We start from the raw sequence: 23,179 nt of genomic DNA, 5'->3' as shown, positions 1-23,179 counted from the left end.
AGCTTGTGCATCGCCCCGGAATGAAACGACGTTGCCTGTGTGTTCACCCTTCCAGCGCGATCGCGTGAATGTGGCGGCCGTAGTCCGGCTCCTTGCGGTGCACCGAGCGGCGATAGCTGAAGAAGCGTTCGTCCACGTAGGTGTCGAGGCCGAGATCGTCGATCATCAAAATGCCGGCGGCTTCCAGCCGCTTGCGGATGAAGCCGGCGAGGTTGAACATCGCATGTCCTTCGCGCACCGACGGGACGAAGAACATTGCGTTGTCCGCATCGGCCTCGATGAAGCGCGCGACGAACTCGTTGCCGACCTCGTAGCTGTCCTGCCGGATCAACGGGCCTATTGCGGCGATGATGCCGCTGCGCGAGGCGCCGAGCTTTTCCATCGCTAGAATCGTGGATTCCAGCACCCCCGTGAGCGCGCCCTTCCAGCCGGCATGCGCGCCGCCGATCACACCTGCATTGGGATCGACGAACAGCACCGGACCGCAATCGGCGGTCGAGACGCCGAGCGCGATGCCCGGCGTCCTGGTCACCAACGCATCACCCTTCGGCCGCGGTCCGCCTGGCCAGGGCGCATCGGCGACGAGGACGTCGGGCGAATGGATCTGATGCAGGCTGAGGAAGCGCTCCGGCGCAACACCGACATGCTCGGCCATGCGGCGGCGGTTCTCCGCAACGAGGGCCTGATCGTCGTTGGAGCCGAGCCCGCCGTTCAGCGCGGAATAGATCCCGCTGGAGACGCCGCCTTCACGCGTGAAGAAGGAATGGCGCAGGCCCGGCACCGCCGAGAGCAACGACGAAGTGAGAGTCATCGATTGCCTCCGGCCTGTTCGAGATCGCTGAGGCCCGCAAGTCCCGTCAGCCGCGGTTCGGAGATGCCGAGCACCTTGAACATCGCGCCCATGCCGCTCCGCCCTGTGTCGGTCAGGCGCTTCAGCGCCACGGAAATGTCGGTCGCCACGTCCGGCGTCGCCTTCTGCATCAGCGCGGCCGCGCGGGTGTCGATGCCGACACGCTTGAGGAAGTCGCCTTGCGTCACCGGTCCGTGCACGCGCGCACCGACATCCTCAGAAGCGCGTGCGAGCGCCTGAAAATCGACATGGGCAGTGACGTCGGCCTGGCCCGGCGCCTTCAGTGGATCGGTGAAGGTGTGGCGTGCGATCGCCTGGAAGGTGTCGCCGGCATCGCTGCGTAAGTGGCCGTAATCGATGATCAGCGCCGCGCCATCCTGGTCACGCACGCGGGTGGCGAGCTTCATGATCTCGGTATCGGGCCGCCATTCGAACACCGCGCCGACCGGCGCCGCGCGCACCAAAGGCGGCAGCAGCACGTCGAAGCGCGGTGTCGGCTCGGATGCCGCGCCGAACTGAAGCTTGCCGTTGGGGTCGATCTCGATCACACGCTCGTGCCAACCGTTCTCGCGTTTCACCATCTGGTGGATGGGCAGCACGTCGAAATATTCGTTGGCGAGGATGATGCTCGGTCCCTCAGGCACGTCGTCGATGCTGTCGTGCCAGGCGACGTTGTTGCGCACGCCCGACAATGTCGCAGTCTGCCGCTCGCGCAGCGCCGGATTGACCTCGACCAGATGAACGCTGAGCCCCTGGTAGAGCGGCGGTAGTACGCGCAGTGCGCGCAGCGCGTCCGCCATCATGGTGCCGCGGCCGGGGCCGATCTCGATCAGCCGCAGGAATTGCGGCGAGCCCATCTGCTTCCAGACCGAGGCGGTCCACAATCCCAAGAGCTCGCCGAACATCTGGCTGACTTCGGGCGCGGTGGTGAAGTCGCCTTCTCGTCCCAATGGATCGCGCGAGACGTAATAGCCGTGGCGCGGATGCATCAGGCACGATTCCATGTATCGCCAGACCGGCATGGGGCCTGAGGATTTGATCAGCGCCTTGATCTCGTTGAGCAGTGGCTGGTCGGTCACGGCTTGTCTTCTCGAAATGAACTAATGAACGGCATCGAGCGGCTTCGGCGCACCGCGCCTGACAGCTGATACAATAAGTATACCTCCGACGATAAGCATCGGGATCGACAGCAGCATGCCCATGGTTAATCCGCCCCAGAGGAAGCCGAGCTGGACGTCCGGTTCGCGAAAATGCTCGCCGGCGATCCGCGTCAGCCCATAGATCAGGATGAAGGCACCGAGGATCATGCCGGGCCGTTTCAAAGCGCCGAATCGGATCATGATCGCCAGCACGATGAACAGCAGGACGCCCTCCATACCCGCTTCATAGAGCTGGCTCGGATGGCGGGGCAGGTGCGTCGGATCGTGAGGGAAGATCATGGCCCAGGGCAGGCTCGCATCGGTGGCGCGGCCCCACAATTCGCCGTTGATGAAGTTCGCGATCCGCCCGAGCAGCAGCCCGATCGGAGCGACCGCGGTGGTGATGTCGCCGAGCGACAGGATCGAGATGCCGTTGCGATAGGCAAACCACATCACCGCGACGACGCAGCCAAGGAAACCGCCGTGGAATGACATGCCGCCTTCCCACAATTTGACGATTGCGGCGGGATGATCGATGAAGAAGGGCAGATTGTAGAACAGCACGTAGCCGGTGCGGCCGCCCAGAATGATGCCGAGCGTGACCCAGAGGATGAAGTCGTCGATCTGTACCAGCGACATCGGCGCGGGTCCGCCCCACAGGCGCTCGTTCTTCAAGAGCGAGCGTGCGTAGAGCCAGCCAATGACGATGCCGCTGATATAGGCCAGCGCATACCAGCGGATCGCGAACGGTCCAATCGCGACCGCGATCGGGTTGAACGATGGAAAGTCGATGAGCAGAAAAGGCATCGGGCTTTCTGTGTCTAGACGAGATTGCGGCGATAGAGCGCCAGCAGACGCTCCCAATGCCGCTCGGCGGCGTCGCGGTCATAGACCGGGCGCTTGGGGAAGGCGAAGCCGTGGTGAGTGCCGGGATAGATCTCGACCTCGGCCTTCACGCCGCTCATGCCCTTCTTCACCTTCTCGATGATCTCGGTCGGCGCATAGATGTCGGTCTCGGCGCAGGCGAAATAGAGCTCGGCCCTGGTCTTGGCTGCTGCGAGATGCGGGCTGTCGTCCTGATCGGTCGCAAGCTGCGTGCCGTAGACCGAGGCGGCGGCCTTGACGCGATCGGGGAAATGCGTGGCAGCGTTCACCGCGTAGCGGCCGCTCATGCAATAGCCGACGGTGCCGATGATCTCGGTGTTCGCGGCCGTCTGGCCTTCGGCATAGGTGAGCAGCGCGCTTGTGTCGTTCATGATCATGGGAATCGTGAGCGAGCCCATCAGCGCAAACATGCGCTTGCGCTCCGGCGCGTTCGGATCGGCCGGCAGCGCGCCGAGCTCCATCACGCCGGAACGGTAATAGAGGTTCGGCAGCATCACGTAATAGCCCGATGTCGCGAGCCGACGTGCCATGTCGCGCAGCTCTTCGCGGATCGCCGGCGCGTCCATGTAGAACAGGATGACCGGGAACGGTCCGCCGCGCTCGGGATGAACGATGAAGGTCGCGGTGTGGCCGTCCCTGGTGGGAATTGCGATCTGCTGTTCGATCATGTCTTGCGTTCCGCCTTGTGATTCTTGTTATGCAGGGACGTTGAATACGATTGCAAGGAAACCGGGCCATGACAAGGATACCGCAATGCGGCCCTTGAACCGCCGTGTCCGGATTGCCATTGTGTTTCGATGAGTTCGCGCAAAGTTTATCGAGGCCGCCAGGAGACCGACATGACCCAGACCACCAACCGGTTTTTCGACGAGATCGGCCGCCTGATGAACGATGCCGCCGGTGCCGCGCAGGGCGCCAAGCGCGAGTTCGACACGGTGCTGCGCAACCAGGCCGAAAAATTCCTGCGCGACATGGACCTGGTCAAGCGCGAGGAGTTCGAGGCCGTCAAGGACATGGCCCGCCTGGCGCGCGAGGAGAACGAGGCCCTGAAGGCGCGCATCGCGGCGCTGGAGGCCAAGCTCGGCGGGTAGGGATAGTCCGTAGCCCGGATGGAGCACAGCGCAATCCGGGATCTGCGCCCGCGGAACCACCCCGAATTTCGCTGCGCTCGATCCGGGCTACTTCGGGCCGCCCACCGCCCATTCTCCTTGTCATATCCGCATCTTCCGGGTAAAAGCCCGCCAAGTTCGTGGCCCCCGCACCCCTGGAGGCTTGCTGCGAACTATGCCATGGGCCGCGCTGCGGCCCATTAACTTTTGCAAAAACAAGGACTTAGACTATGGCGACGACCGTCAAGGAATTGAAGGCGACCGCACGTCCGAAGAGCGGCAAGGGGGCCGCCCGGGCTGAGCGTCGCGCCGGGAGAGTGCCCGGAGTGATCTATGGTAACAACCAGCCCCCGCTCCCGATCTCGGTTGACGATCGTGAACTGCGCCAGCGCATCCTCGCGGGCCGGTTCCTGACCACGCTGGTCGACGTCGAACTCGAGGGCAAGAAGCATCGCGTGATTCCGCGCGACTACCACCTCGATCCGGTCAGGGACTTCCCGATCCACGTCGACTTCATGCGTCTCGGCGAAGGTGCCACCATCCGCATCAGCGTTCCCTTGCATGTCGTGAAGGCGGAAGGTTCGCCCGGCGTGAAGCGCGGCGGCGCAGTCAACATCGTCGCCCATGCGATCGAGCTCGAGTGCGGTGTCGAGAACATCCCGCAGTTCATCGAGGCTGACGTCGGCTCGCTCGAAATCGGTCACTCGCTGCATCTGTCGGACGTCAAGCTGCCGGCCGGCGTGAAGGCGCTGACCTCCGCGGACGCGACCCTCGTCACCATCGTGCCGCCGTCCGGCTACGCCGAAGAGCAGAAGGCTGCAGCTGCAGCGACGGCTCCAGGTGCTGCTGCGGCTGCTCCGGCGGCTGGCGCTGCGGCTCCGGCTGCGGGTGCTGCTGCTCCGGCGGCTGCTGCCAAGGCTCCCGCTGCCAAGGCTCCCGCCGGCGGCGACAAAAAGAAGTAATCTCTCAAGGCTGGCGCGCGGTCTCTGATCGCGCGCCGAGCGAGGGGCGCGCCGCGTCATGCGACTCTTTGTTGGGCTCGGCAATCCCGGCGCGAAATACGCACGTAACCGGCACAATATCGGCTTCATGGCCGTCGACGAGATTGCGCGGCGTCATGGTTTCGCACCATGGCGCCGTCGTTTTCAGGGCGAGACCTCGGAGGGCACGCTCGGCACTGAGCGCGTGATCCTGCTCAAGCCGACGACTTACATGAACGATTCCGGCCGCAGCGTTCAGGAAGCGGCGAGCTTCTTCAAGATCGCACCGGGCGACACCACGGTGTTTCACGACGAGCTCGAACTGCCGCCGGGCAAGGTGCGGGTGAAGATCGGCGGCGGCATTGCCGGGCATAACGGCTTGCGCTCGATCTCCGCCCATATCGGCAACGAGTACCGCCGGGTGCGGCTCGGCATCGGTCATCCCGGCGTCAAGGAGATGGTGCACGGCCATGTGCTGTCGGACTTCGCCAAGGCCGACAACGACTGGGTGACGACGCTCTGCGACGCGGTTGCCGAGCACGCGGCGCTGATCGTCAAGGGCACGGACGCGACCTTCGCCAACAGGGTGCATCTCGCGATGCAGGCGAAGGGATTTTTGACCAAGGACGAGAACGGCAAGGAATAACGCTCGTGGGATTCAAATGCGGGATTGTCGGGTTGCCCAATGTCGGCAAGTCGACCTTGTTCAATGCGCTGACCGAGACAGCCGCGGCGCAGGCCGCGAACTATCCGTTCTGTACCATCGAGCCAAATGTCGGCGAGGTGGCCGTGCCCGATCCGCGGCTCGACAAGCTGTCGGCGATCGCCAAATCGGCGCAGATCATTCCGACCCGACTGACCTTCGTCGACATCGCCGGCCTCGTGCGCGGTGCCTCCAAGGGTGAAGGCCTCGGTAACCAGTTCCTGGCCAACATCCGCGAGGTCGACGCCATCGCGCATGTCGTGCGCTGCTTTGAAGATTCCGACATTACCCATGTCGAGGGCAAGATCGCCCCGCTCGCCGACATCGAGACCATCGAGACCGAGTTGATGCTCGCCGACCTCGACAGCCTCGAGAAGCGCGTCGACAACCTCTCCAAGAAGGCCAAGGGCAACGATAAGGACGCCAAGGAGCAGCTCGACCTCGTCAACCGCACGCTGGTGCTGCTGCGCGAAGGCAAGCCCGCGCGACTGGTCGAGCGCAAGGCCGAGGAGGAGCGCGCGTTCGGGATGCTCGGCCTGCTGTCGTCGAAGCCGGTGCTCTATGTCTGCAACGTGGAGGAAGGCTCGGCCGCGACAGGCAATTCGTTCTCGCAGGCCGTGCAGGACCAGGCCACCAAGGAAGGCGCCATCGCCGTCGTCATCTCCGCCAAGATCGAATCCGAGATCGCGACCATCTCACGGGACGAGCGCGCCGACTTCCTGGAGACGCTGGGCCTGGAAGAGGCCGGCCTCGACCGCCTGATCCGCGCCGGCTACACGCTGCTCGACCTCATCACTTATTTCACGGTGGGCCCGAAGGAAGCGCGTGCCTGGACCATCTATCGCGGCACCAAGGCGCCGGGCGCGGCGGGCGTGATCCACACCGATTTCGAAAAAGGCTTCATCCGCGCCGAGACCATTGCGTATGAGGACTACGTGGCGCTGAACGGTGAAGCCGGCGCCCGCGATGCCGGCAAGCTGCGGCTCGAAGGCAAGGAATACGTCGTCGCCGACGGCGACGTGATGCATTTCCGGTTTAATACGTAAGGTCTTTCCTCCCCGTCATTGCGAGCGGAGCGAAGCAATCCAGACTGTTTCCGCGGTGACGTCTGGATTGCTTCGTCGCTTCGCTCCTCGCAATGACGGGCTACCGTACCCCGCCGCCCTGGTCCCTGATCGCGCCGAGATGTTCGTTGATGCGGAACACGATCAGGATTAATTCCGCGGCGATCCGCGAGAACACCACGCCCACGACGACGCCTGCGATCGATTCCAGCACGACCAGAAAGCCGGCGAACGGGCTGATCGCCATTGCGGTGAGGCCGGCGAAGATTCCGGAGAGTCCGAACAGGCAGATCACCCCGATCACCAGCCAGTAGAAGGTCTTGATGATCGTCGGCGTGATGAAGCGGTCCCATTGAAACAGGTCGCTGAATGAAAACATCGCTCTCCCCCGGCAAATCGCGCCCCCGGCCGCGTCAATCCGACAATGAGGCAGGTCCGGCCGACTCGCCGAATGTAGCACGAGCCATGCGGACCGGCGGGTTGAGATTGCCGCAAAGTGGGGCCACAATCTGTCCTTCCCGCAAAGCTTTGCCAAGATGACCCTGACCTTCGAAGATTTCCCGACCGGCCGGTATGGAACGTTTGGCCCGCGCCACGTTACCCGCGACGAGATCATGGCGTTCGCCGCCGAGTTCGATCCGCAGCCGATGCATCTCGATGAGGAGGCCGCCGGCAAGAGCATGCTGCGCGGCCTGTCCGGCTCGGGCTGGCATCTCTGTTCGCTGATGATGCGGATGATGGCCGACGGTTTTATTGCCCGAGCCGCATCACTGGGATCCCCTGGTGTCGATGAGGTGCGCTGGCTGTCTCCGTTGCGGCCCGGCGACGACCTCATGCTCGACGTCGACGTCGTCGAGGCACGCACCTCGAAGAGCAGGCCAGGCCTCGGCATCGTCAAGTTCAAATGCACCATGCGCAACGCCAGGGGCGAAGCGCTGTGCGAGATGACCTCGCCGATCCTGATCGAGCGTCGTGAGGGAGCGGTCTGATGCCGTTCTTCGAAGACATCGAGATCGGCCATCGCCGCGAGATCGGCACCTACAATTTCACGGCCCTGTCCATCAAGACCTTCGCGGCCAAGTTCGATCCGCAGCGCTTCCACCTCGACGAGGAGGAAGGCAAGAACTCGCTGTTCGGCGGGCTCGCGGCGTCCGGCTGGCATGTCGGCTCGGCCTGCATGAGTTTGCTTGTCGCGGACGGCCAGCGCCTGGCGCGCGAAGCCACAGCGCGTGGCGAGGAGGTCGCCGTATGGGGGCCGTCACCGGGCTTTCGCGATCTGCGCTGGATCAAGCCGGTGCTCGCCGGCGACACCATCGCTTATGCCAACGTCGTCATCGACAAGCGCGCCTCCGGCTCACGCCCCGGCTGGGGCATTCTGACAGCGCGCACCACCGGCACCAACCAGCGCGGCGAGGAGGTCTATTCCATCACGGCTAGCGCCTTCGTGCCGATGCGGAAGGCGATTAGACCAGTTCCAGCATGAACGGCCAAAATCGGCGCGCAAGTGTTGCCCGCGCGCTATGGACGCGATTCCGGGCCGCTGCCATAAGCCTCCCCGAGATGGCCGGACCTTGCGAAGCAGTTAACCGGAACCATCGAGTTGCTAACCAATTATGAACCTGTCGCTGTCTATTTGAACGAACTGGGCAGAGTACAGGGGACGAGCACAATGGCAGACCGCGGCGCACTCAAACTGGTCGGATTTATCTTCGCTACCGCGACGCTGGCCGTGATGCTGGTTGCCGGCATGGTGGTGAAGGGTTACGCCGACGGCGCCTACACCCTGGAAGCCTCGACGGTCGAAGCGAGCCGTTAAGAGATTGTTAACTCCGCGGGGCCACGAAGTGGCCTCCGCGCGGGGCCGCGACGCGGCCTCCACCCTCAGCGGCTATAGACGAACGCCAAGATCGCGATCGCAACCGCCAGCAGCCCGACAAAGCGCAGCATGATGGTCCCGAACTGGTTCGGCGCCGGCCGCAGTGGTATCGGGTCCGTGTTCTCGGGCCGAATGCTTTCCATTTGAAAAGGTCCCCAGGCCCGGCCGTAAGCGCTGCGGGCGCTTGGCATTGGTCGCCGGGGATGGGCGGAGGGTTCAAGGACCTGCTGTCATGCCCCGGCTTGACCGGGGCATCCAGTACGCCGCGGCGTCTCGGTTCAATCACTGCCGTCTCTGGAATACTGGATCACCCGCTTTCGCGGGTGATGACACCTTTCGTGGGAGCGCGCGTCCGTCACGCCCCCCCTTGAATCAAAACCGCCGCGTCCCTTCCGGAATGCGGCGGCTGGTGATGCCTCGTACGAGCGATCAGCTGTTGCGCAGGCCGTCGGCGGCGCGCTTCCACTGGGAGACGTTGTCGGCGATCATGCGGGTCGACTTCATCGCGGCCTGGCTGAGCTGGGCGTAGCCCGAGATCTCGCGCTGGACGCGCTGGCCTTCGGCATGGAGCAGGTCGCGCAGGCTCTCGAGCTCGGAGATCAGATTCTCGATCTCGGCGAGCGAAGTGCCGGCGACGCGCTGGATCAGCGAGTTGACGTTGGTGACGGTCGCTTCCGCGCTCGGATCGAGCGGCGGCGCATCGGTGGTGGTCGCGGCCGGCCGGCGCAAATAGGCGATGTCGTTGCGGACGAAATCGCGGATGCCGGCTTCGACTTCCGTCACGGCGGCGAGGTTGGTGTCGACAGTCTCGGTCTCGGCGGTGGTCTCGGTCTTTTCCGGACGCATGGCGTTCATCGTTATTCCCCTATTCGCGTTGAGCGCAGCGCGAGTGTCCCCCGCACGACGACGTGTGTCAGGCCGATGCATCAGGGCGCCCGATTTTGACCGCAACGGGGCCGAGTTGCGGCAAGGGCGGACCATTCGGGGGTTTTGCCGTGGCGTATGGTTACCAGACTCTAAAGAAGCCTCACCAGCTCTTCCTGAAGCCCGCAGTCAGGCTCTTGTTGATCGCGCCTTGCGAGGTCTCGCCAACTGAGCCGGAGACGGTGACGTTGTCGAACAGCTTCTGCTCGGCGCCGACCTTGCGCAGCCATTTGTCGTCGGTGGTCGACATGGTCTGGCCGGCGGTGATGCTGGTGCCGGTGTCGGTGATTGTCACCTTGGCGGACTGGTCGGTCTCGTAATTGCGGGTGATGTGGCCGCCAATGCCGGGCAGCGCCGTGGTGCCCTGCTGGTTGACGCTGTAGCCGTTCTGGAGCGTCAGCGAGTAATCGTTCGACACCGGCACCGATTTGATCAGCGACGCCCCGAGCTTGCTCTGCTCGGCGCCGGGATCGACCCGGGCTTCAACCGCGGTCTTGTCCCAGACGACGCCCGCGCCCGGTGCGGTTGCGGTGGCCCAGGCGCTGCCGGAGGATTGCGGCAAGTTGCCGCCATTGGCGGCCTTCTGCGCCATCAGCTCGGACATCGTGGTCGGCTCTTTTGCCACCGTCATGTCGGCGCCGATGCGGGTGTCCCAGAACGACGTGACCGACTGCTTCACGGTCACGGCCGAGGAGCCGTTGGCGTTGGCGTTGGTCGACCAGTTCAGGCCGTTATTGGCGGCAGCCTGTGCGCGCTTCTTGGCGGTGATGATGTCGTTGAGCGTGCCGGCGTCGATGGCGAGCTGGCTCCAGTCGAGCTTGTCGACGTCGATGCCTTTGAGCACGTCGGGATCGTTGACGTCGGCGGTCTCGGCGGCTTCTTCGTCAGGCGCGGTCGCTGCGGGGGCAGGGGAGAAGGGCGGGATGATCTGCGCGGAGGCCGTCAGCACCGAGCCGAAAATGAACGCGGCCGCCAGCGGCAGCCGGGTCCAGCCAAAACCTGTCGAGAATTCCATTACCTTGCCCGCGAGCCCAGTTCGCGCCCAGAATGCGGAACTATCGTTGCAAAATTATGGCGTTCGCCTCATCCAGAATAACGAACCAACGGGCCGCGCGGAAAGCGCGCGCCCGATGACGAGCATCTCCACGATGGCGTCCGGCGGGGCTGGAGGCCGGAACACGTCGCGGGAGCATCAATCGACCGGTCCCGCATTGCGGAGCCCGTTGGTGTCCCCCTCAGCCGACGCCGGTCATCTTTGGCAGATGAATGGCGCGGCCGAGTGCCTGCTCGACCAGATCGAAGGTGTCGACCAGCACACGCATGTTGATGAGCCGGTCGGCCCGGAACTGGGCGAACTGCGCGACGCGCAAGCTGATCGGCTTGTCGGAGTCCAATGCGGTCAGCGAATAGCGCAGCATCGAGGACGCCGAATCGACGCCCAGCATGATGCTCTCGCGCTCGAAGCGGCGGACGCGGAAATTGTCGGCGAGCTGGCGGATGACCTGCAGCACGGCCGCCTTGCCCTGGCGCGCGCCGAGGAACGGAAACATGTCGATCGGGCCATAGATCGCCCATTCGACGTCCTCATCGATCAGGGCTTCGATATCTTCGAAATGCCGGTCGTTGATCGCGCGATGCAACGCGCGCGAGAAACGCCAGAGGCTGTGCTCTGTCATTTTGGGGCGTCCTGAAACTGGCTTGCAGAAAAACGGAAAACAACCCCATACACAGTAAGGTGCCGAGGGGCTGTTCAATTCATTTGTATACGAACAAATAGGCCATTTCGGCCAAAACGCAAATCACGTTTTTGCAATGCACAAGTGAGCGCAGAATGTGAGATTTGTAATAGAACCCCGTATTTTACCGGTCCCGGCCGCGCGCCGGGACCGGTGGGAGAGACCGCGATGTCGAACTGCACGAGGCGGCCGTTGCTGCGTTTGGTGAAATGGGTGTGCAGGCAGGTCGTGACATCGTCGCCGTCGGCCACGACGTGCGGTGCCTTGTAGCGGATTTCCGAATAGCGACCACGCCGCCTGCCAGAGCTCGCGCAGCTCGGCGCGCAGATGGCTGGCGCGGCTCGTCGCGCGACGATGAGTGGAACTCAGGTACCCCGATGCTCGTTGAAAGGCTGACACCCCTTCCGGAGACATCGATCATGAAATCCCCCCTCATTGCCATCACTGCCGCGCTCCTCATGCTGGGCGCGGCCTCCACCGCCAACGCCAAGGGCTGCATCAAGGGCGCCGTCGTCGGCGGCGTCGCCGGTCACTATGCGGGCCATCACGGCGTCCTCGGCGCCGCCGCCGGCTGCCTCTACGGCCGCCATCACGCCAACGAGCAGGGCAAGCAGCAGCAGCAACAGCAGAGCCAGGCGAACGGCCAGGGCAAGCTGTAAGGCATTACCCCATCCGCCCCGACGGTCTGCTCCCTCGCCCCGTTCTTACGGGGAGAGGGTGGGGTGAGGGGCTCTCTCCCCGGAGACAGTGGCAGTTCGACTCGCGGAGAGTCCCCCTCACCCGAAACCCGCAAAGCGCGGATTTCGACCTCTCCCCGCAAGCGGGGCGAGGTAAAGACAGACCGCTCCCCCGCGTGAGCCATCTCACATCGCACACCTCCCCATGCGGCTACCATCATCCGCATGCCATCAGGGAGACGTGCCATGGCCGTCACCGCCGCCGCGAGAAAGTCCCGCCTGCGCAACGCGCTCGAAGGCTTTGCGCTGACCGTGATCCTGCAGAGCTTTCCGACGTTCGCCGCCGCCGCGCTGCTGCTCAAACTGTGTGGCAACCACGACCTCGTCGGCGACCCCGGCGTCGCCATCTTCGTCGCCTTCGCCTCGCTGGTTCACGCGACCATCGCAGTCACGCTCGGGCCGAGTTTCCCCGCGCTATTCAAGACGCTCTACGAACCAGGCTTCTTCGATGGCACCCTGTCGCTCTCCGACAAGATCACGGAATGGCGCACCCACCCGGCCGCCTCGCTGGTCGCGATCGTGCTGATGCTGTCGGTGATGGCGGTGGTAACGGCGAGCGTGGGTGAGTCCAGTCGCTTTCAATCCGAAAATTTCAATATCTGCTGAAGGCGATCAATCAACTCGCCACGTCCCTAAGATCGACCTACAGCCTGTAGATTTGGTAGCTGCCTATCTTCAATAAAGCCCATTTCAAGGGTTGCTGCCTTGTTCAGGATGGCCGTCTGTGCATGTCTATTCCAATTGCTTCCGCCCTATGTTTCGGGCAAAGCAAATCGTATTTGTTGCTTCACAGCACCGTCGGATCTGGCGCCAACGGCTTTAGCAAAGTCCTCGCAAAAGAGGCTGAATTTGCGGTCCAAGCCTCTGCCGGGCGATGAGGTCTTTTCCCATGATTGACTGGGCCCAAACAGTTGGACCAGGCGTCGATACAAAACCCGCCGCACGCCTTCCCGTCCAAATATCTGGCTGATGAGCCATCTGTACCGCCGAATTCAATGAGAAACTTTGCGTTGCAGCAAAACTGCGAACCGAGTTGTATCATACCTAAGGTGGATGCATGATTCAGTACAACTAAGAGAGGGATCCGGTTTATGCTTCCCTAGGGGGAAGCAAACAATGAGCTACAAGCATCTATCGCTCGATTCGCTCGTCGTGAATCGAGCTAACGACCGTCATGGGGAGCTTGAGAATGAGACGGCCGCAATCGCTTGGCTGTTCAACAATTTCGAAGCTCACATGCGAAATCTTACTAAGGACATCGTTGCGCAGGGGCAGGTGTTCGAGCCGCCGTTGGTGTTTCCGGATCAAGATCTCTATGTTCTCTTCGACGGCAATAGGCGGATGACCTGTCTAAAGCTGCTGGACCGGCCGCGACGGGCGCCGACCGTTGAATTGCAAGAATTCTTCACTGAGCAACGCGCAAAATGGCAAAGCGAATTTCCGTCCGCGGTTGAGTGTCAGATCGAAACGGATCGCGACCGAATAGACGATATCTTGTTTCGTCGGCACACGGGTAGCCAGGGAGGTGTGGGCCAATCCACTTGGGACGATCGAATGAAGTCTAACTTCATTGGTCGGACAGGAATGGGAGGTGGCTTTAATGCTGCGGACGAAGTCGAAAAACGCCTTTCGGAAGCAGGCATGCTTCCGCACAAAAAGGTTCCGCGCTCGAACCTAAATAGGTTGCTCTCGGCCGAAGCTTTCAGAAATCGAGTTGGATTCTCTGGTGCAAGAGGAAAGTTTGAATTCACGCATGACGAACCTGTTGTTATTCGAGCGTTACGCCGTATCGCCGACGATTTCGCAAATCGTCACGTAGTGTTGGGAGATATCTGGGATATCGATGCGAAGCGGGCGTATTTGGATAGACTGGAGACTGAAGGTGTTCTGCCAACATCGGCAAATTCATTGGCTGCTAAGCAGCCGCCATCTGAACAGAAGCCGGCAACTGTAGCCAAGCCCACTCCGACTCGTGTTGCGCGTCCGCAGGCCCGGAATACACTTATCCCAAATACACCTTACTCAATTGCTTGGGCAGGGCGAATTCAAAGACACCGAGCTATTTGGGAGGAACTCCAATTTCATTTGAAGCTAAGCGATCATCCGAACGCCATCTCAGTTCTATTTCGAGTGCTCGTGGAGCTCGCCACCGAAAATTACATCGAACAAACGAAGCTTGCGACGATCGCTCACAACGACAATCTCGCAAAGCGAGTATTGAAGGTCGCCCAGAATTTGGAATCTAACGGAAAGATCGACCAAAAGTATTCGCAGCTCCTAGGCAAATTTCCTCAGCACGACCACTTGCTTTCAGCCGATACGCTAAATCGGTATGTTCATTCTCCAAACTTCGCTCCATCGCCCGATCACTTACGGGCGATGTGGGATTGGATGGCGAGCTATCTTGTTCTCTGTCTGAACGCCTGAGTCCTACCTCTTCTTCCACCCCCCGCGCCTTCCCGGCTGCCCACCCGTCGACTTGGGCGCCGGCCCAAACTCCGGGCCCGACTGCCTTGAATCCGTCGGCTGGATGATCCGGCTCGTGCTGCCGAACGGCTTTGACGGCAGCGTCTGGCTCTCGCGATAAGGGAGGGATTCCGGGCCGTGCATCTCGTCGAGATGCGGCTTGTGCACCTTCGAGCCGCTGCCACCGCCGCTCGCTTTCAGCGCGGAGCTCACGGTCTTTTTCTTCATGGCGCTGACCGGGAGGTTGGCGGCATCGCCGTATTTCCTGGTGCCGGCATAGGCGCCGGCTTTGCCGGCGACGGTGCGCTGCTTGACGGTGGGGTCGTCGACCACCGCGAGCTCGGTGGCGCGCAGGCGCTTGACTTCGTCGCGGAGGCGGGCGGCTTCCTCGAAGTTCAGATCGGCGGCGGCCTCGCGCATGCGCGTTTCGAGATCGGCGAGCACGGCTTCAAAGTTGTGGCCGATCGAGATGACGTCGTCGGTCATGTCGTGGCCGCCGACCTCGACCAGCACGTGGTCGCGCTCGTAGACGGAGTTGAGGATGTCGCCGATGTGTTTTTTCACGCTCTCCGGCGTGATGCCATGCTCCGTGTTGTACTCGACCTGCTTCTCGCGGCGGCGGTTGGTTTCGGCGATGGCGCGCTCCATCGAGCCCGTCATCTGGTCGGCATAGAGGATTACCTTGCCGTCGACGTTGCGCGCGGCGCGGCCGATGGTCTGGATCAGCGAGGTCTCGCTGCGCAGAAAACCTTCCTTGTCGGCATCGAGGATCGCGACCAGCGCGCATTCGGGAATATCGAGGCCCTCGCGCAACAGATTGATGCCGACCAGCGCGTCGAAGGCGCCCAAGCGCAGGTCGCGGATGATCTCGATGCGCTCGATCGTGTCGATATCGCTGTGCATGTAGCGGACGCGAATGCCCTGCTCATGCAGATATTCGGTGAGGTCCTCGGCCATGCGCTTTGTCAGCACGGTGACCAGCGAGCGATAGCCGGCCTGCGCGGTGGCGCGCACCTCGCCGACGAGATCGTCGACCTGGGTGCGGGCGGGGCGGATATTGACGGGCGGATCGATCAGCCCCGTGGGACGAATGACCTGCTCGACGAACACGCCGCCGCTTTCGTTCAGCTCCCAGGCACTCGGCGTCGCCGACACCGCGACCGTCTGCGGCCGCATCATGTCCCATTCCTCGAAACGCAGTGGGCGGTTGTCCATGCAGGAGGGCAGGCGGAAGCCGTATTCGGCCAGCGTCGCCTTGCGCCGGAAGTCGCCGCGGAACATGCCGCCGATCTGCGGCACCGTAACGTGGCTTTCGTCGGCGAACACCAGCGCGTTGTCGGGCACATATTCGAACAGCGTCGGCGGCGGCTCGCCGGGCAGGCGCCCGGTCAGATAGCGCGAATAGTTCTCGATGCCGGCGCAGCTTCCTGTCGCTTCCATCATCTCCAGGTCGAAGGTGGTACGCTGCTCCAGCCGCTGCGCTTCGAGCAGGCGGCCCTGGTCGTGCAGCTGGTCGAGCCGCATCTTCAATTCGGATTTGATCGACTTGATCGCCTGCACCAGCGTCGGGCGCGGCGTCACATAGTGCGAGTTGGCGTACATCTTGATGAATTCGAGCTCGTCCTGCTTGTGGCCGGTGAGCGGATCGAATTCCTCGATGTTCTCGATGGTGTCGCCGAACAGATTGACGCGCCAGGCCCGGTCCTCATAGTGCGCCGGGAAGATGTCGATGACGTCGCCGCGCACGCGGAACGTGCCGCGGGTGAAATCGGCTTGCGTGCGCTTGTACTGGAGCGCGACGAGGTCGGCGATCAGCTGGCGCTGGTCGATGCGCTCGCCCTTCTTCAGCGCGAACGTCATCGCGGTGTAGGTTTCGACCGAGCCGATACCGTAGATGCAGGACACCGACGCAACGATGATGACGTCGTCACGTTCAAGCAGCGCGCGCGTCGCCGAGTGGCGCATGCGGTCGATCTGCTCGTTGATCGAGGAGTCCTTCTCGATGTAGGTGTCGGTGCGCGGGACGTAGGCTTCGGGCTGATAGTAGTCGTAATAGCTGACGAAATACTCGACCGCATTGTCCGGGAAAAAACTCTTGAACTCGCCATAGAGCTGGGCGGCAAGCGTCTTGTTCGGCGCCAGGATGATGGCGGGGCGCTGCGTCTTCTCGATCACCTGGGCCATGGTGTAGGTCTTGCCCGAGCCCGTGACCCCGAGCAGCACCTGCGAACGGTCGTTGCGCTGGATGCCTTCGACCAGCTCCTTGATCGCGGTCGGCTGATCGCCCCGCGGCTCGTAGGCGGACTTGAGTTCGAAGCGCACGCCGCCTTCGGACTTTTCCGGGCGCGGTGGCCGATGCGGCGTCCACACTTTGGTGGAGCCGTCATCCCTTCGGAACTCCGGCCGGCCCTCGCGGATCAGCGACTCCAGCGCATCTGCGGTGGCCTTGACGCCGAGCGCCTCCATCTTGCTGCGCGGCGGACGTGCCAGCGCCTCAGCATCGTCCTCCTCGGTGGGGAGGCCGAGTTGCCGCGCCAGTTCCGGATCGAGCGTCGGAATGGTAGCCGCAGTTCCGTAATTGGCCTGCGGCGCCTCGTCGAAGCCGGCACTTTCTCGGGCGCCCGGCGGCTGCGGATTGGGCCGCAGCGGCATCGGTCGCGCTGAATCCTGTGGAAACTCTTTCGGCGTCGAGGCCCGCGCGCGATGCGCGGCGGCTTCACCCCCGGAACGGCGGTCACGCGAATTGTCCGGCGGCGGCTGCAGCCCGGTGCCCGATCCAAGCCCGGCATCGCCGCGATTGATCGCGGGATTGAGCAATTCGGCCAGCGCCGGCCCGATCGGCTGCACATCGGGCCGATGTGCCTTCGAGTTCGGGGTCTTGCTAGGTGAGCTGGATTTGGGGGATTTTGGGGGAGCAGGTTTCTTCGCCATGCCCCGAATATGGGACGAGTCCGCGCTTCAGAAAAGGGCGAAGGTAGGTCTCTGCGCAGGCTGCTGACAGCAGGTTGGCAGCAGGCCTTTCGACTACGCCGCCGGCAGCGGCCCTTCGCCGTCCACGACCGTCAGACGCGGCTCGAGAATGTCGAGATGGATCCCGCCGCAATCGGTGCAGCGCATGGTCCAGTACTCGCAGCCGGCGCGGCCGCCGATCACACGGAGCACCGTGAGATCGCCGTCGCATTCCGGGCATATCGACAGCACCTTGCGCGAATAAATTCTTGGCCGGGAAGCGTCTTCGTATTCGATGACTGACATGAACCGGTGTCCCCCTGGTACGCCACGCTGCCGCTCAGTCCTGTTGCCGTCTCGCCGGCCTATTCGTCGTCGCTGTCGTCGGAACGCCGGCGGAAGCGATCGATGTGATGCTTGGCGTCCGCGATCGCGGCGTCGGGATCGGGCCAGGCAAAGCCGACTTCCATGGCCGGAAACAGCACGCCGTCGATGGCAACCGGGCTGAAATCGGCGCGCCGGATCCGGGCGTGCCACAGTCCCTTGCCAGCTTCGAAGGATTCGATGTCAAAGCCATCGTAAATGGTCGTCATTGGTAGTCCCCAAATACTCTCGTGTCGGAGGGTTAGAGGACCACGTTTGCGGAATTCGAAATGTGAAGCGGTTCACAAGCGGCCGGCTTTTTCACCCGAAAGGGTGATGGGCCAGAGCGTTTTCGAGCAAAGTGGATACCGGTTCGCGAAAAGAAAACGTGTCAAAACAAGAATCTAGTTCCGTCCGGCGCCGCGTCCGGTCCGCCGCGGCCGGGCCGCCGGTTCCGCCGCCGCCCGCATGATCCAGCGGCGAAAGGCGGCAAAGTCGCGCTGTTCGGTCTGAAAACTGCGGTAGAGCAGGTACCAGCGCATGCCTTTGGGCACCGAAAGGTCGAATGGCGCGATCAGCCGGCCGGCGGCGAGATCGTCGTCGATATAAGGCCGGATGCCCATGGCGATGCCGAGCCCGTCGACGGCGGCCTGGAGCGCCTGGCCGTAGAACTGGAACTCCGGCCCGCGGGCGTTGATGCGGGGGAGGGCGGCGGCCTTCAGCCAGATCGGCCAGTCCTCCGGCGAATGCGTGACGCGGATCAGACTTGGTCCTTTGAGATCGGCCGGGCGTTTCAGGCCCGAGGCGAGACGGGGCACACAGACCAGCGTGAGGTCGCCGGCGAACAGCGGCTCGGCCACCAGTCCCGGCCAGTCGCCGGTGCCGAGCTTGATGCCGCAGCTCCAATCCTCGCCGAACGGGACTTCGGCGCCGCCAGTGGTGAAGCGCACCTCGATGTCGGGCTCCTCGTTGCGAAACTCCGACAGCCGCGGGATCAGCCAGCGCATCGCAAAAGTGTGGCCGACGCCGATGGTGAGCACACGCACGCTCGAGGGCGCCGTCACCTGCGCGGTGAGGCTCGCGAGCGCATCGAAGATCGGCGTCAGCCCGCTCTGATAGGCGCGCCCTGCCTGCGTCAGCACCAGCCTGTTGGCCTTGCGCTCGAACAGCGCGACACCGAGCCGCTCTTCCAGCAGATGCACCATGCGGCTGACGGCGGCCGCCGACACGCTCAGCTCGACGCCGGCCGCAGCAAAGCTGCCGGTCCGCGCCGCCGCCTCGAATGCCTTGATGCCGTTGAGAAAGAGCAGCCGCCGCAAATGCAAAGACCCTCAGGAAAGCTGATGCCAGGCCAAGATAACTCAGTTTGCGTGCGAACGGCAAGCGAGGCAGAAACATCGGCGTAATTCATGCTGATTTTGTTGAAGCGGGGGCGGTGCCACTTCGCCTCTCCCCGCACGCGGGGAGAGGCCGGAATTTGCGAAAGCAAATTCCGGGTGAAGGGGACTCTCCGCGAGTCCGACTACTACTTTGATTGCCGAAGCAGCCCCTCACCCCACCCTCTCCCCGTAAGAACGGGGCGAGGGAGCGCGACAGCTTGCGTCCCTTACCACCACAGGAGAACCCCTTCGTGACGTCCATCATGATCGCTGCCCTTGGATTGCTGATGGTCGGCACCGCGTTCCTGTCGGGGCTGTTCGGCATGGCGGGCGGACTGATCCTGATCGGCGTGCTGTTGGCGCTGATGCCGCTGCCGACTGCGATGGTGCTGCACGCGATCACGCAGATGGCCTCGAATGGCTGGCGGGCTCTGCTATGGCGTGCGCATATCCGCTGGCGGCCGGTCGCGAACTATATGGTCGGCGCCGCCATCGCGCTCGCGGCCTGGTCGCTGACGCGCTTTGTGCCGGACAAGCCGATGGCGCTGCTGCTGCTCGGCATCACGCCGTTCATGGCACGGCTGCTGCCGTCGACCATCAAGCCCGATCCCGACCGCCTCTGGCAGGGCAGCGCCTACGGCACGGTCTGCATGGGCTTGATGCTGATGACCGGCGTGTCGGGGCCGCTGCTCGACACTTTCTTCCTCGGCGGCAATTTCGGACGGCGCGAGAAGGTCGCGACGAAAGCGATGTGCCAACTCGTCAGCCATTTCACCAAGCTGATCTATTTCGGCGGCGTGATCGACCAGGCCGCCACGCTCGATCCCGTGCTCGCCGGCGTCGCGATCGCCGCCTCGATGCTTGGGACCACATTGGCGCGGCGCCTCCTCGAAGCCATGACCGACCAGCAGTTCATCGCCTGGTCGAACAAGCTGATCACCACCGTCGCCTGCTATTACATCGCCTATGGCGGCTGGCTCCTGCTTCGCGTGCCGGTGCTGGCCGCCTTCGACAAGGGAGGTTTGCAATGAGCTGTAACGCCGACCCGCTGGTGCTGGACTTCGTCGAATGGATCGCGCGCGAGCCGCGCGCCTATGCCGAGGTGATCTCGACCTGGAAGACCTCGTGCCCGCGCCTCACCATCTGGGAGGACGCCGCCGACCGCGGCTTCGTCGCGCGCGAGACGCTGCCCGGTATCGGCCTGATCATCGCGGTGACGGAAGACGGCGAAAGGCTGCTGCGAACCAACGGGCGGTGACGCCACAACGTCATTGCGAGCGCGAGCGAAGCAATCCAGAATGTCTCCGCGGCGACAACCTGGATTGCTTCGCTGCGCTCGCAATGACGGAACCCCACCATGTCGCTCAAACTCTTCGAACTCGTCGGCACCGACGCATCGCGCCCTTTCAGCCCCTATTGCTGGCGCACCCGGATGGCGTTGGCGCATAAGGGGCTGACGGCGGAATCGCTGCCCTGGCGCTTCACCGAGAAGAGCACGATCGCGCCGCACGGTTCGGAGAAGGTTCCGGTGCTGCTGCATCACGACACGCCCGTGGTCGATTCCTGGGCGATCGCGAACTATCTCGAAGACAATTTTCCAAACCAGCCATCACTGTTTGGCGGCGAAGGCGGCCGCGCCATGGCGCGCATGCTGAATGCCTGGGGCGACATTGCGGTCGTCGGCGGCATCTTCCCATTGATCATCGCCGACATCCCGAAGAACCTGGCTGAGGTCGATGCCGCCTATTTTCGCCGATCGCGCGAGGCGCGCTTTGGCGGCAAGGCACTGGAAGAGGTGATGGCAAGCCGCGATGCCGGCGTCGTCGCATTCCGCAAATCGCTGGAGGTGATGCGGCAGGCGCTGAAGAAGCAGCCCTTCATCGGCGGCGCCGCGCCGAATTATGCCGACTACATCGCGTTCGGCGGTTTCCAGTGGGCGCGCGTGGTGAGCCCGTTCAAGCTGCTCGAAGCCGATGATCCCGTTTATGCCTGGCGCGAAAAGCTGCTCGATGCGTTCGACGGCATGGCGCGGAAATCGCCGGGGTATCCAATCTAGACTTCGTAGCCCGGATGGAGCGGAGCGAAATCCGGGTTCGTGCCCGCGGAAAGATTCCCGGATTACGCTTGCGCTCCATCCGGGCTACGGGCCTCCGCCGCGGCCTTGCGCAAACAGTCTCGGCACAGGCAATCCTCGCCCTTGACCGGCATCGGCAGCTTTGCCGTTTCCTCCGCGCACCAGCAATTGCTCGAGACGTCGCAGCCGAATTCGGTGCCGCATCGGGAACAGGCGAGACGACGAGGTTCCTGCAACGGAAATTCTTTCGGATTTGTCATGATTTACGCCGAAGCTTCGCCGTCATTTTCATGTCGGGTTCATCTGGTGTCGCGGTATATTAGGCGCCGCGCATAGGCTCGGAAAGCGTTTCACGACGGTGCGAAGGACAAATCGATGGCCCGCGATTCGCAAGCCGCCCTCGTCGCGCTGAACCGCTTCGGCTTCGGCGCCCGCGGCGGCGCATCCGGCGATCTCATCAATGCGGCCTCCGATCCCCGAGGTTTTGTGAAGGCGGAACTGGCCCGGTCTTATGGCGCGCTGCTGGAGGCGCCGGGCCTGCAATCGACGCCGCAGCTGGGACAGGCTGCGTTCGCCTATCAGGACCAGGTCAAGCAGGCGCGTGAGGCGGCGAAGGCCGCCACGCCGACCGAGGTGCCGGCGCCGCAGCCGCCCGCCGACCCGAAGCCCGACAATCAATTGCGGCGCAATCTCTCGCTCAACACGGTGATGACCGAGATCGCCGGTCAGATGACCGACGCCAAACCTGCCGCCGACACAGCGATGAAATCCGGCAGCATGCAGCCCAATGCCGTTGCGCCTGCTCCTGCAAAACCCTCGCCGCAGCCGCTCAACGTCATCCAGAAGACCTTTCGCGCCGAGGCGCTGGCGCGGTTGCAGCGCGCGATGCTGGTCGAATGCGGCTTCACCGAGCGCCTGGTCGTGTTCTGGTCCAATCATTTCTGCATCTCCGCGAGCAAGGGCGAGCTGGCACGGATGTGGGCCGGCGCGTTCGAGCGCGAGGCGATCCGCCCGCATGTGCTCGGGCGCTTCGCCGACATGCTGAAGGCGGTCGAGCAGCATCCGGCGATGCTGTTCTTCCTCGACAACCAGCAATCGCTCGGACCGGATTCGCGCGCCGGGCAAAACCGCAAGCGCGGGCTGAACGAAAATCTCGCGCGCGAGATCATGGAGCTGCATACGCTCGGCGTCGGCGGCGGCTATACGCAGGAGGACGTCACCTCGCTCGCGCGCATCATCACGGGCTGGACCTTTGCCGGCCGAAAAGGTCAGCTCGGAACGCCCGGCTCCTTCGCCTTCAATGCCAATGCGCACCAGCCCGGGCCGCAATTGCTGCTCGGTAAAACCTATGAGCCGACTGGCCTGGCGCAGGGCGAGGCCGCGCTCGCCGACATCGCACGGCATCCCTCGACCGCGAATTTCATCGCAACCAAATTCGTCCGGCACTTCGTTGCCGACGATCCGCCGCCGGCGCTGGTTGCGCGGTTGCGCGATGTTTTCGTCAGGACCGATGGCGACCTCAAGGCGCTGGCCACAGCGTTGGTCGATTCCGACGAAGCCTGGAAGGCGCCGCTGACCAAGATGCGCTCGCCTTACGATTTCCTGGTCGCGAGCGGCCGGCTGCTCGCGCGCGTGCCGGAGGATCCAGGTGGTTACCTCGGCAATCTGAACCTGCTCGGCCAACCCTTGTGGACACCGGCCGGGCCGAACGGTTTTCCCGACACGGCGGCGGCCTGGGCCGCGCCCGAAGGCATCAAGCTTCGGCTCGACATCGCCTCTCAGATGGGCGCGCGGCTCGGGCCCAATATCGATCCGCTCGATCTGCTGGAATTCGCCGCGGCCGATGCGGCGTCCATCGAAACGCGCAAAACCATCGAGCGCGCGGAATCGCGCCAGCAGGCGCTGGCGCTGCTGCTGATGTCGCCGGAAATTCAGAGGAGATGAT

General features: G+C 63.3%; 29 protein-coding genes. 14 read left to right on the top strand and 15 right to left on the bottom strand.

All coding sequences use genetic code 11. The features are described 5' to 3' along the window. Nucleotides 1-43: 43 nt before the first annotated feature. Genes pgeF through ABIA96_RS30930 form a run of 4 tightly spaced genes read right to left on the bottom strand, consistent with a single transcriptional unit; the run spans nt 44 to nt 3,542 of the window. Nucleotides 44-811, bottom strand: a complete 768-nt coding sequence (gene pgeF / locus ABIA96_RS30945) for a peptidoglycan editing factor PgeF (protein ID WP_354140715.1) — start codon at nt 809-811, stop codon at nt 44-46. Continuing rightward, nucleotides 808-1,929, bottom strand: coding sequence for a class I SAM-dependent methyltransferase (locus ABIA96_RS30940; protein ID WP_354140714.1), 1,122 nt, complete (start codon nt 1,927-1,929; stop codon nt 808-810). Before ABIA96_RS30940 ends, pgeF begins: the two co-directional genes overlap by 4 nt. A 21-nt stretch (nt 1,930-1,950) precedes the next feature. Then, entirely contained in the window at nt 1,951-2,796 is an 846-nt protein-coding gene (gene lgt, locus ABIA96_RS30935) for a prolipoprotein diacylglyceryl transferase (protein WP_354140713.1), read from the bottom strand. A gap of 14 nt (nt 2,797-2,810) precedes the next feature. Continuing rightward, on the bottom strand, nt 2,811-3,542 hold the full coding sequence (locus ABIA96_RS30930; RefSeq protein WP_354140712.1) for a dienelactone hydrolase family protein: 732 nt from the start codon (nt 3,540-3,542) through the stop codon (nt 2,811-2,813). 171 nt (nt 3,543-3,713) lie between these two features. Here ABIA96_RS30930 and ABIA96_RS30925 point away from each other — a divergent pair, with 171 nt between their 5' ends. The 4 genes from ABIA96_RS30925 (at nt 3,714) to ychF (ending at nt 6,712) form a co-directional block, all read left to right on the top strand. Continuing rightward, the gene (locus tag ABIA96_RS30925; protein WP_128953911.1) at nt 3,714-3,965 is read left to right on the top strand and encodes an accessory factor UbiK family protein; all 252 of its coding nucleotides are present in this window, start codon (nt 3,714-3,716) and stop codon (nt 3,963-3,965) included. Between the two features lie 248 nt (nt 3,966-4,213). Then, nucleotides 4,214-4,945, top strand: coding sequence for a 50S ribosomal protein L25/general stress protein Ctc (locus ABIA96_RS30920; RefSeq protein WP_354140711.1), 732 nt, complete (start codon nt 4,214-4,216; stop codon nt 4,943-4,945). A 58-nt stretch (nt 4,946-5,003) separates the two neighbouring features. Then, entirely contained in the window at nt 5,004-5,609 is a 606-nt protein-coding gene (pth, locus tag ABIA96_RS30915) for an aminoacyl-tRNA hydrolase (protein ID WP_354140710.1), read from the top strand. Between the two features lie 5 nt (nt 5,610-5,614). Beyond that, nucleotides 5,615-6,712 carry a redox-regulated ATPase YchF gene (gene ychF, locus ABIA96_RS30910; RefSeq protein ID WP_354140709.1) on the top strand — a complete coding sequence of 366 codons (1,098 nt, stop codon included), beginning with the start codon at nt 5,615-5,617 and terminating at the stop codon, nt 6,710-6,712. A gap of 100 nt (nt 6,713-6,812) precedes the next feature. On the opposite strand, the gene ABIA96_RS30905 is transcribed toward ychF, so the two are convergent. Continuing rightward, a complete protein-coding gene (locus ABIA96_RS30905; RefSeq protein WP_027534247.1) occupies nt 6,813-7,109 on the bottom strand; it encodes a DUF4282 domain-containing protein in 297 nt (98 codons plus the stop codon). Nucleotides 7,110-7,266: 157 nt separating this feature from the next. Here ABIA96_RS30905 and ABIA96_RS30900 point away from each other — a divergent pair, with 157 nt between their 5' ends. The 3 genes from ABIA96_RS30900 to ABIA96_RS30890 all read left to right on the top strand — a co-directional run bounded on the left by ABIA96_RS30900 (nt 7,267) and on the right by ABIA96_RS30890 (nt 8,546). Next, nucleotides 7,267-7,719, top strand: coding sequence for a MaoC family dehydratase (locus tag ABIA96_RS30900; protein ID WP_354140708.1), 453 nt, complete (start codon nt 7,267-7,269; stop codon nt 7,717-7,719). Beyond that, nucleotides 7,719-8,213, top strand: coding sequence for a MaoC family dehydratase (locus ABIA96_RS30895; protein ID WP_354140707.1), 495 nt, complete (start codon nt 7,719-7,721; stop codon nt 8,211-8,213). The genes ABIA96_RS30900 and ABIA96_RS30895 overlap by 1 nt, the downstream gene beginning before the upstream one ends. Before the next feature lie 186 nt (nt 8,214-8,399). Continuing rightward, nucleotides 8,400-8,546 carry a hypothetical protein gene (locus ABIA96_RS30890; RefSeq protein WP_194477789.1) on the top strand — a complete coding sequence of 49 codons (147 nt, stop codon included), beginning with the start codon at nt 8,400-8,402 and terminating at the stop codon, nt 8,544-8,546. A gap of 65 nt (nt 8,547-8,611) precedes the next feature. Here ABIA96_RS30890 and ABIA96_RS30885 read toward each other — a convergent pair whose 3' ends face one another. The 5 genes from ABIA96_RS30885 to ABIA96_RS30865 form a co-directional block, all read right to left on the bottom strand. After that, nucleotides 8,612-8,749, bottom strand: a complete 138-nt coding sequence (locus ABIA96_RS30885; RefSeq protein WP_187434827.1) for a hypothetical protein — start codon at nt 8,747-8,749, stop codon at nt 8,612-8,614. Nucleotides 8,750-9,035: 286 nt separating this feature from the next. Next, nucleotides 9,036-9,461 (bottom strand): hypothetical protein, encoded by a 426-nt coding sequence (locus ABIA96_RS30880; protein WP_354140706.1) that lies wholly within the window; start codon nt 9,459-9,461, stop codon nt 9,036-9,038. Between the two features lie 172 nt (nt 9,462-9,633). Continuing rightward, nucleotides 9,634-10,545, bottom strand: coding sequence for a hypothetical protein (locus ABIA96_RS30875; RefSeq protein WP_354140705.1), 912 nt, complete (start codon nt 10,543-10,545; stop codon nt 9,634-9,636). Nucleotides 10,546-10,765: 220 nt separating this feature from the next. Then, on the bottom strand, nt 10,766-11,206 hold the full coding sequence (locus tag ABIA96_RS30870; RefSeq protein WP_354140704.1) for a nuclear transport factor 2 family protein: 441 nt from the start codon (nt 11,204-11,206) through the stop codon (nt 10,766-10,768). Nucleotides 11,207-11,280: 74 nt separating this feature from the next. Further along, a complete protein-coding gene (locus ABIA96_RS30865) occupies nt 11,281-11,517 on the bottom strand; it encodes a hypothetical protein (RefSeq protein ID WP_354140703.1) in 237 nt (78 codons plus the stop codon). A gap of 168 nt (nt 11,518-11,685) precedes the next feature. Between ABIA96_RS30865 and ABIA96_RS30860 the strand changes: the two genes are divergently transcribed. The 3 genes from ABIA96_RS30860 (at nt 11,686) to ABIA96_RS30850 (ending at nt 14,430) form a co-directional block, all read left to right on the top strand. Further along, a complete protein-coding gene (locus ABIA96_RS30860) occupies nt 11,686-11,925 on the top strand; it encodes a hypothetical protein (protein WP_354140702.1) in 240 nt (79 codons plus the stop codon). A 264-nt stretch (nt 11,926-12,189) separates the two neighbouring features. Beyond that, a complete protein-coding gene (locus ABIA96_RS30855) occupies nt 12,190-12,609 on the top strand; it encodes a hypothetical protein (protein ID WP_354140701.1) in 420 nt (139 codons plus the stop codon). A 510-nt stretch (nt 12,610-13,119) separates the two neighbouring features. After that, on the top strand, nt 13,120-14,430 hold the full coding sequence (locus tag ABIA96_RS30850) for a hypothetical protein (RefSeq protein ID WP_354140700.1): 1,311 nt from the start codon (nt 13,120-13,122) through the stop codon (nt 14,428-14,430). A 3-nt stretch (nt 14,431-14,433) separates the two neighbouring features. On the opposite strand, the gene uvrB is transcribed toward ABIA96_RS30850, so the two are convergent. The 4 genes from uvrB to ABIA96_RS30830 all read right to left on the bottom strand — a co-directional run bounded on the left by uvrB (nt 14,434) and on the right by ABIA96_RS30830 (nt 19,100). Beyond that, the gene (gene uvrB / locus ABIA96_RS30845; RefSeq protein WP_354140699.1) at nt 14,434-17,400 is read right to left on the bottom strand and encodes an excinuclease ABC subunit UvrB; all 2,967 of its coding nucleotides are present in this window, start codon (nt 17,398-17,400) and stop codon (nt 14,434-14,436) included. Nucleotides 17,401-17,493: 93 nt separating this feature from the next. Then, on the bottom strand, nt 17,494-17,724 hold the full coding sequence (locus tag ABIA96_RS30840) for a hypothetical protein (protein ID WP_354140698.1): 231 nt from the start codon (nt 17,722-17,724) through the stop codon (nt 17,494-17,496). 59 nt (nt 17,725-17,783) lie between these two features. Next, complete coding sequence (locus ABIA96_RS30835) at nt 17,784-18,011, bottom strand: hypothetical protein (protein ID WP_354140697.1); 228 nt, start codon at nt 18,009-18,011, stop codon at nt 17,784-17,786. A 174-nt stretch (nt 18,012-18,185) separates the two neighbouring features. Next, nucleotides 18,186-19,100, bottom strand: coding sequence for a LysR substrate-binding domain-containing protein (locus ABIA96_RS30830; protein ID WP_354140696.1), 915 nt, complete (start codon nt 19,098-19,100; stop codon nt 18,186-18,188). Nucleotides 19,101-19,411: 311 nt separating this feature from the next. Between ABIA96_RS30830 and ABIA96_RS30825 the strand changes: the two genes are divergently transcribed. The 3 genes from ABIA96_RS30825 (at nt 19,412) to ABIA96_RS30815 (ending at nt 21,216) form a co-directional block, all read left to right on the top strand. Continuing rightward, nucleotides 19,412-20,191 (top strand): TSUP family transporter, encoded by a 780-nt coding sequence (locus ABIA96_RS30825; RefSeq protein WP_354140695.1) that lies wholly within the window; start codon nt 19,412-19,414, stop codon nt 20,189-20,191. Then, complete coding sequence (locus ABIA96_RS30820; protein ID WP_354140694.1) at nt 20,188-20,418, top strand: hypothetical protein; 231 nt, start codon at nt 20,188-20,190, stop codon at nt 20,416-20,418. The genes ABIA96_RS30825 and ABIA96_RS30820 overlap by 4 nt, the downstream gene beginning before the upstream one ends. Before the next feature lie 99 nt (nt 20,419-20,517). Next, nucleotides 20,518-21,216, top strand: a complete 699-nt coding sequence (locus ABIA96_RS30815) for a glutathione S-transferase family protein (RefSeq protein WP_354140693.1) — start codon at nt 20,518-20,520, stop codon at nt 21,214-21,216. Between the two features lie 62 nt (nt 21,217-21,278). Here ABIA96_RS30815 and ABIA96_RS30810 read toward each other — a convergent pair whose 3' ends face one another. Beyond that, nucleotides 21,279-21,494 carry a cysteine-rich CWC family protein gene (locus tag ABIA96_RS30810; RefSeq protein ID WP_354140692.1) on the bottom strand — a complete coding sequence of 72 codons (216 nt, stop codon included), beginning with the start codon at nt 21,492-21,494 and terminating at the stop codon, nt 21,279-21,281. A 115-nt stretch (nt 21,495-21,609) separates the two neighbouring features. Here ABIA96_RS30810 and ABIA96_RS30805 point away from each other — a divergent pair, with 115 nt between their 5' ends. Then, complete coding sequence (locus ABIA96_RS30805; protein WP_354140691.1) at nt 21,610-23,178, top strand: DUF1800 domain-containing protein; 1,569 nt, start codon at nt 21,610-21,612, stop codon at nt 23,176-23,178. Nucleotide 23,179: the final 1 nt, after the last annotated feature.

Origin of the sequence: Bradyrhizobium sp. LB11.1 (genome assembly GCF_040549385.1) — a bacterium.
Taxonomy (GTDB): Bacteria; Pseudomonadota; Alphaproteobacteria; order Rhizobiales; family Xanthobacteraceae; genus Bradyrhizobium.
This window is presented reverse-complemented; position numbering and strand designations above follow the sequence as displayed.

Coding starts and splice junctions, on each gene's coding strand:
- pgeF (WP_354140715.1), bottom strand. CDS start 811: ATGACTCTCACTTCGTCGTTGCTCTCGGCGGTGCCGGGCCTGCGCCAT.
- lgt (WP_354140713.1), bottom strand. CDS start 2,796: ATGCCTTTTCTGCTCATCGACTTTCCATCGTTCAACCCGATCGCGGTC.
- ABIA96_RS30930 (WP_354140712.1), bottom strand. CDS start 3,542: ATGATCGAACAGCAGATCGCAATTCCCACCAGGGACGGCCACACCGCG.
- ABIA96_RS30925 (WP_128953911.1), top strand. CDS start 3,714: ATGACCCAGACCACCAACCGGTTTTTCGACGAGATCGGCCGCCTGATG.
- ABIA96_RS30920 (WP_354140711.1), top strand. CDS start 4,214: ATGGCGACGACCGTCAAGGAATTGAAGGCGACCGCACGTCCGAAGAGC.
- pth (WP_354140710.1), top strand. CDS start 5,004: ATGCGACTCTTTGTTGGGCTCGGCAATCCCGGCGCGAAATACGCACGT.
- ABIA96_RS30905 (WP_027534247.1), bottom strand. CDS start 7,109: ATGTTTTCATTCAGCGACCTGTTTCAATGGGACCGCTTCATCACGCCG.
- ABIA96_RS30900 (WP_354140708.1), top strand. CDS start 7,267: ATGACCCTGACCTTCGAAGATTTCCCGACCGGCCGGTATGGAACGTTT.
- ABIA96_RS30895 (WP_354140707.1), top strand. CDS start 7,719: ATGCCGTTCTTCGAAGACATCGAGATCGGCCATCGCCGCGAGATCGGC.
- ABIA96_RS30890 (WP_194477789.1), top strand. CDS start 8,400: ATGGCAGACCGCGGCGCACTCAAACTGGTCGGATTTATCTTCGCTACC.
- ABIA96_RS30885 (WP_187434827.1), bottom strand. CDS start 8,749: ATGGAAAGCATTCGGCCCGAGAACACGGACCCGATACCACTGCGGCCG.
- ABIA96_RS30880 (WP_354140706.1), bottom strand. CDS start 9,461: ATGAACGCCATGCGTCCGGAAAAGACCGAGACCACCGCCGAGACCGAG.
- ABIA96_RS30875 (WP_354140705.1), bottom strand. CDS start 10,545: ATGGAATTCTCGACAGGTTTTGGCTGGACCCGGCTGCCGCTGGCGGCC.
- ABIA96_RS30870 (WP_354140704.1), bottom strand. CDS start 11,206: ATGACAGAGCACAGCCTCTGGCGTTTCTCGCGCGCGTTGCATCGCGCG.
- ABIA96_RS30860 (WP_354140702.1), top strand. CDS start 11,686: ATGAAATCCCCCCTCATTGCCATCACTGCCGCGCTCCTCATGCTGGGC.
- ABIA96_RS30855 (WP_354140701.1), top strand. CDS start 12,190: ATGGCCGTCACCGCCGCCGCGAGAAAGTCCCGCCTGCGCAACGCGCTC.
- ABIA96_RS30850 (WP_354140700.1), top strand. CDS start 13,120: ATGAGCTACAAGCATCTATCGCTCGATTCGCTCGTCGTGAATCGAGCT.
- uvrB (WP_354140699.1), bottom strand. CDS start 17,400: ATGGCGAAGAAACCTGCTCCCCCAAAATCCCCCAAATCCAGCTCACCT.
- ABIA96_RS30840 (WP_354140698.1), bottom strand. CDS start 17,724: ATGTCAGTCATCGAATACGAAGACGCTTCCCGGCCAAGAATTTATTCG.
- ABIA96_RS30835 (WP_354140697.1), bottom strand. CDS start 18,011: ATGACGACCATTTACGATGGCTTTGACATCGAATCCTTCGAAGCTGGC.
- ABIA96_RS30820 (WP_354140694.1), top strand. CDS start 20,188: ATGAGCTGTAACGCCGACCCGCTGGTGCTGGACTTCGTCGAATGGATC.
- ABIA96_RS30815 (WP_354140693.1), top strand. CDS start 20,518: ATGTCGCTCAAACTCTTCGAACTCGTCGGCACCGACGCATCGCGCCCT.
- ABIA96_RS30810 (WP_354140692.1), bottom strand. CDS start 21,494: ATGACAAATCCGAAAGAATTTCCGTTGCAGGAACCTCGTCGTCTCGCC.
- ABIA96_RS30805 (WP_354140691.1), top strand. CDS start 21,610: ATGGCCCGCGATTCGCAAGCCGCCCTCGTCGCGCTGAACCGCTTCGGC.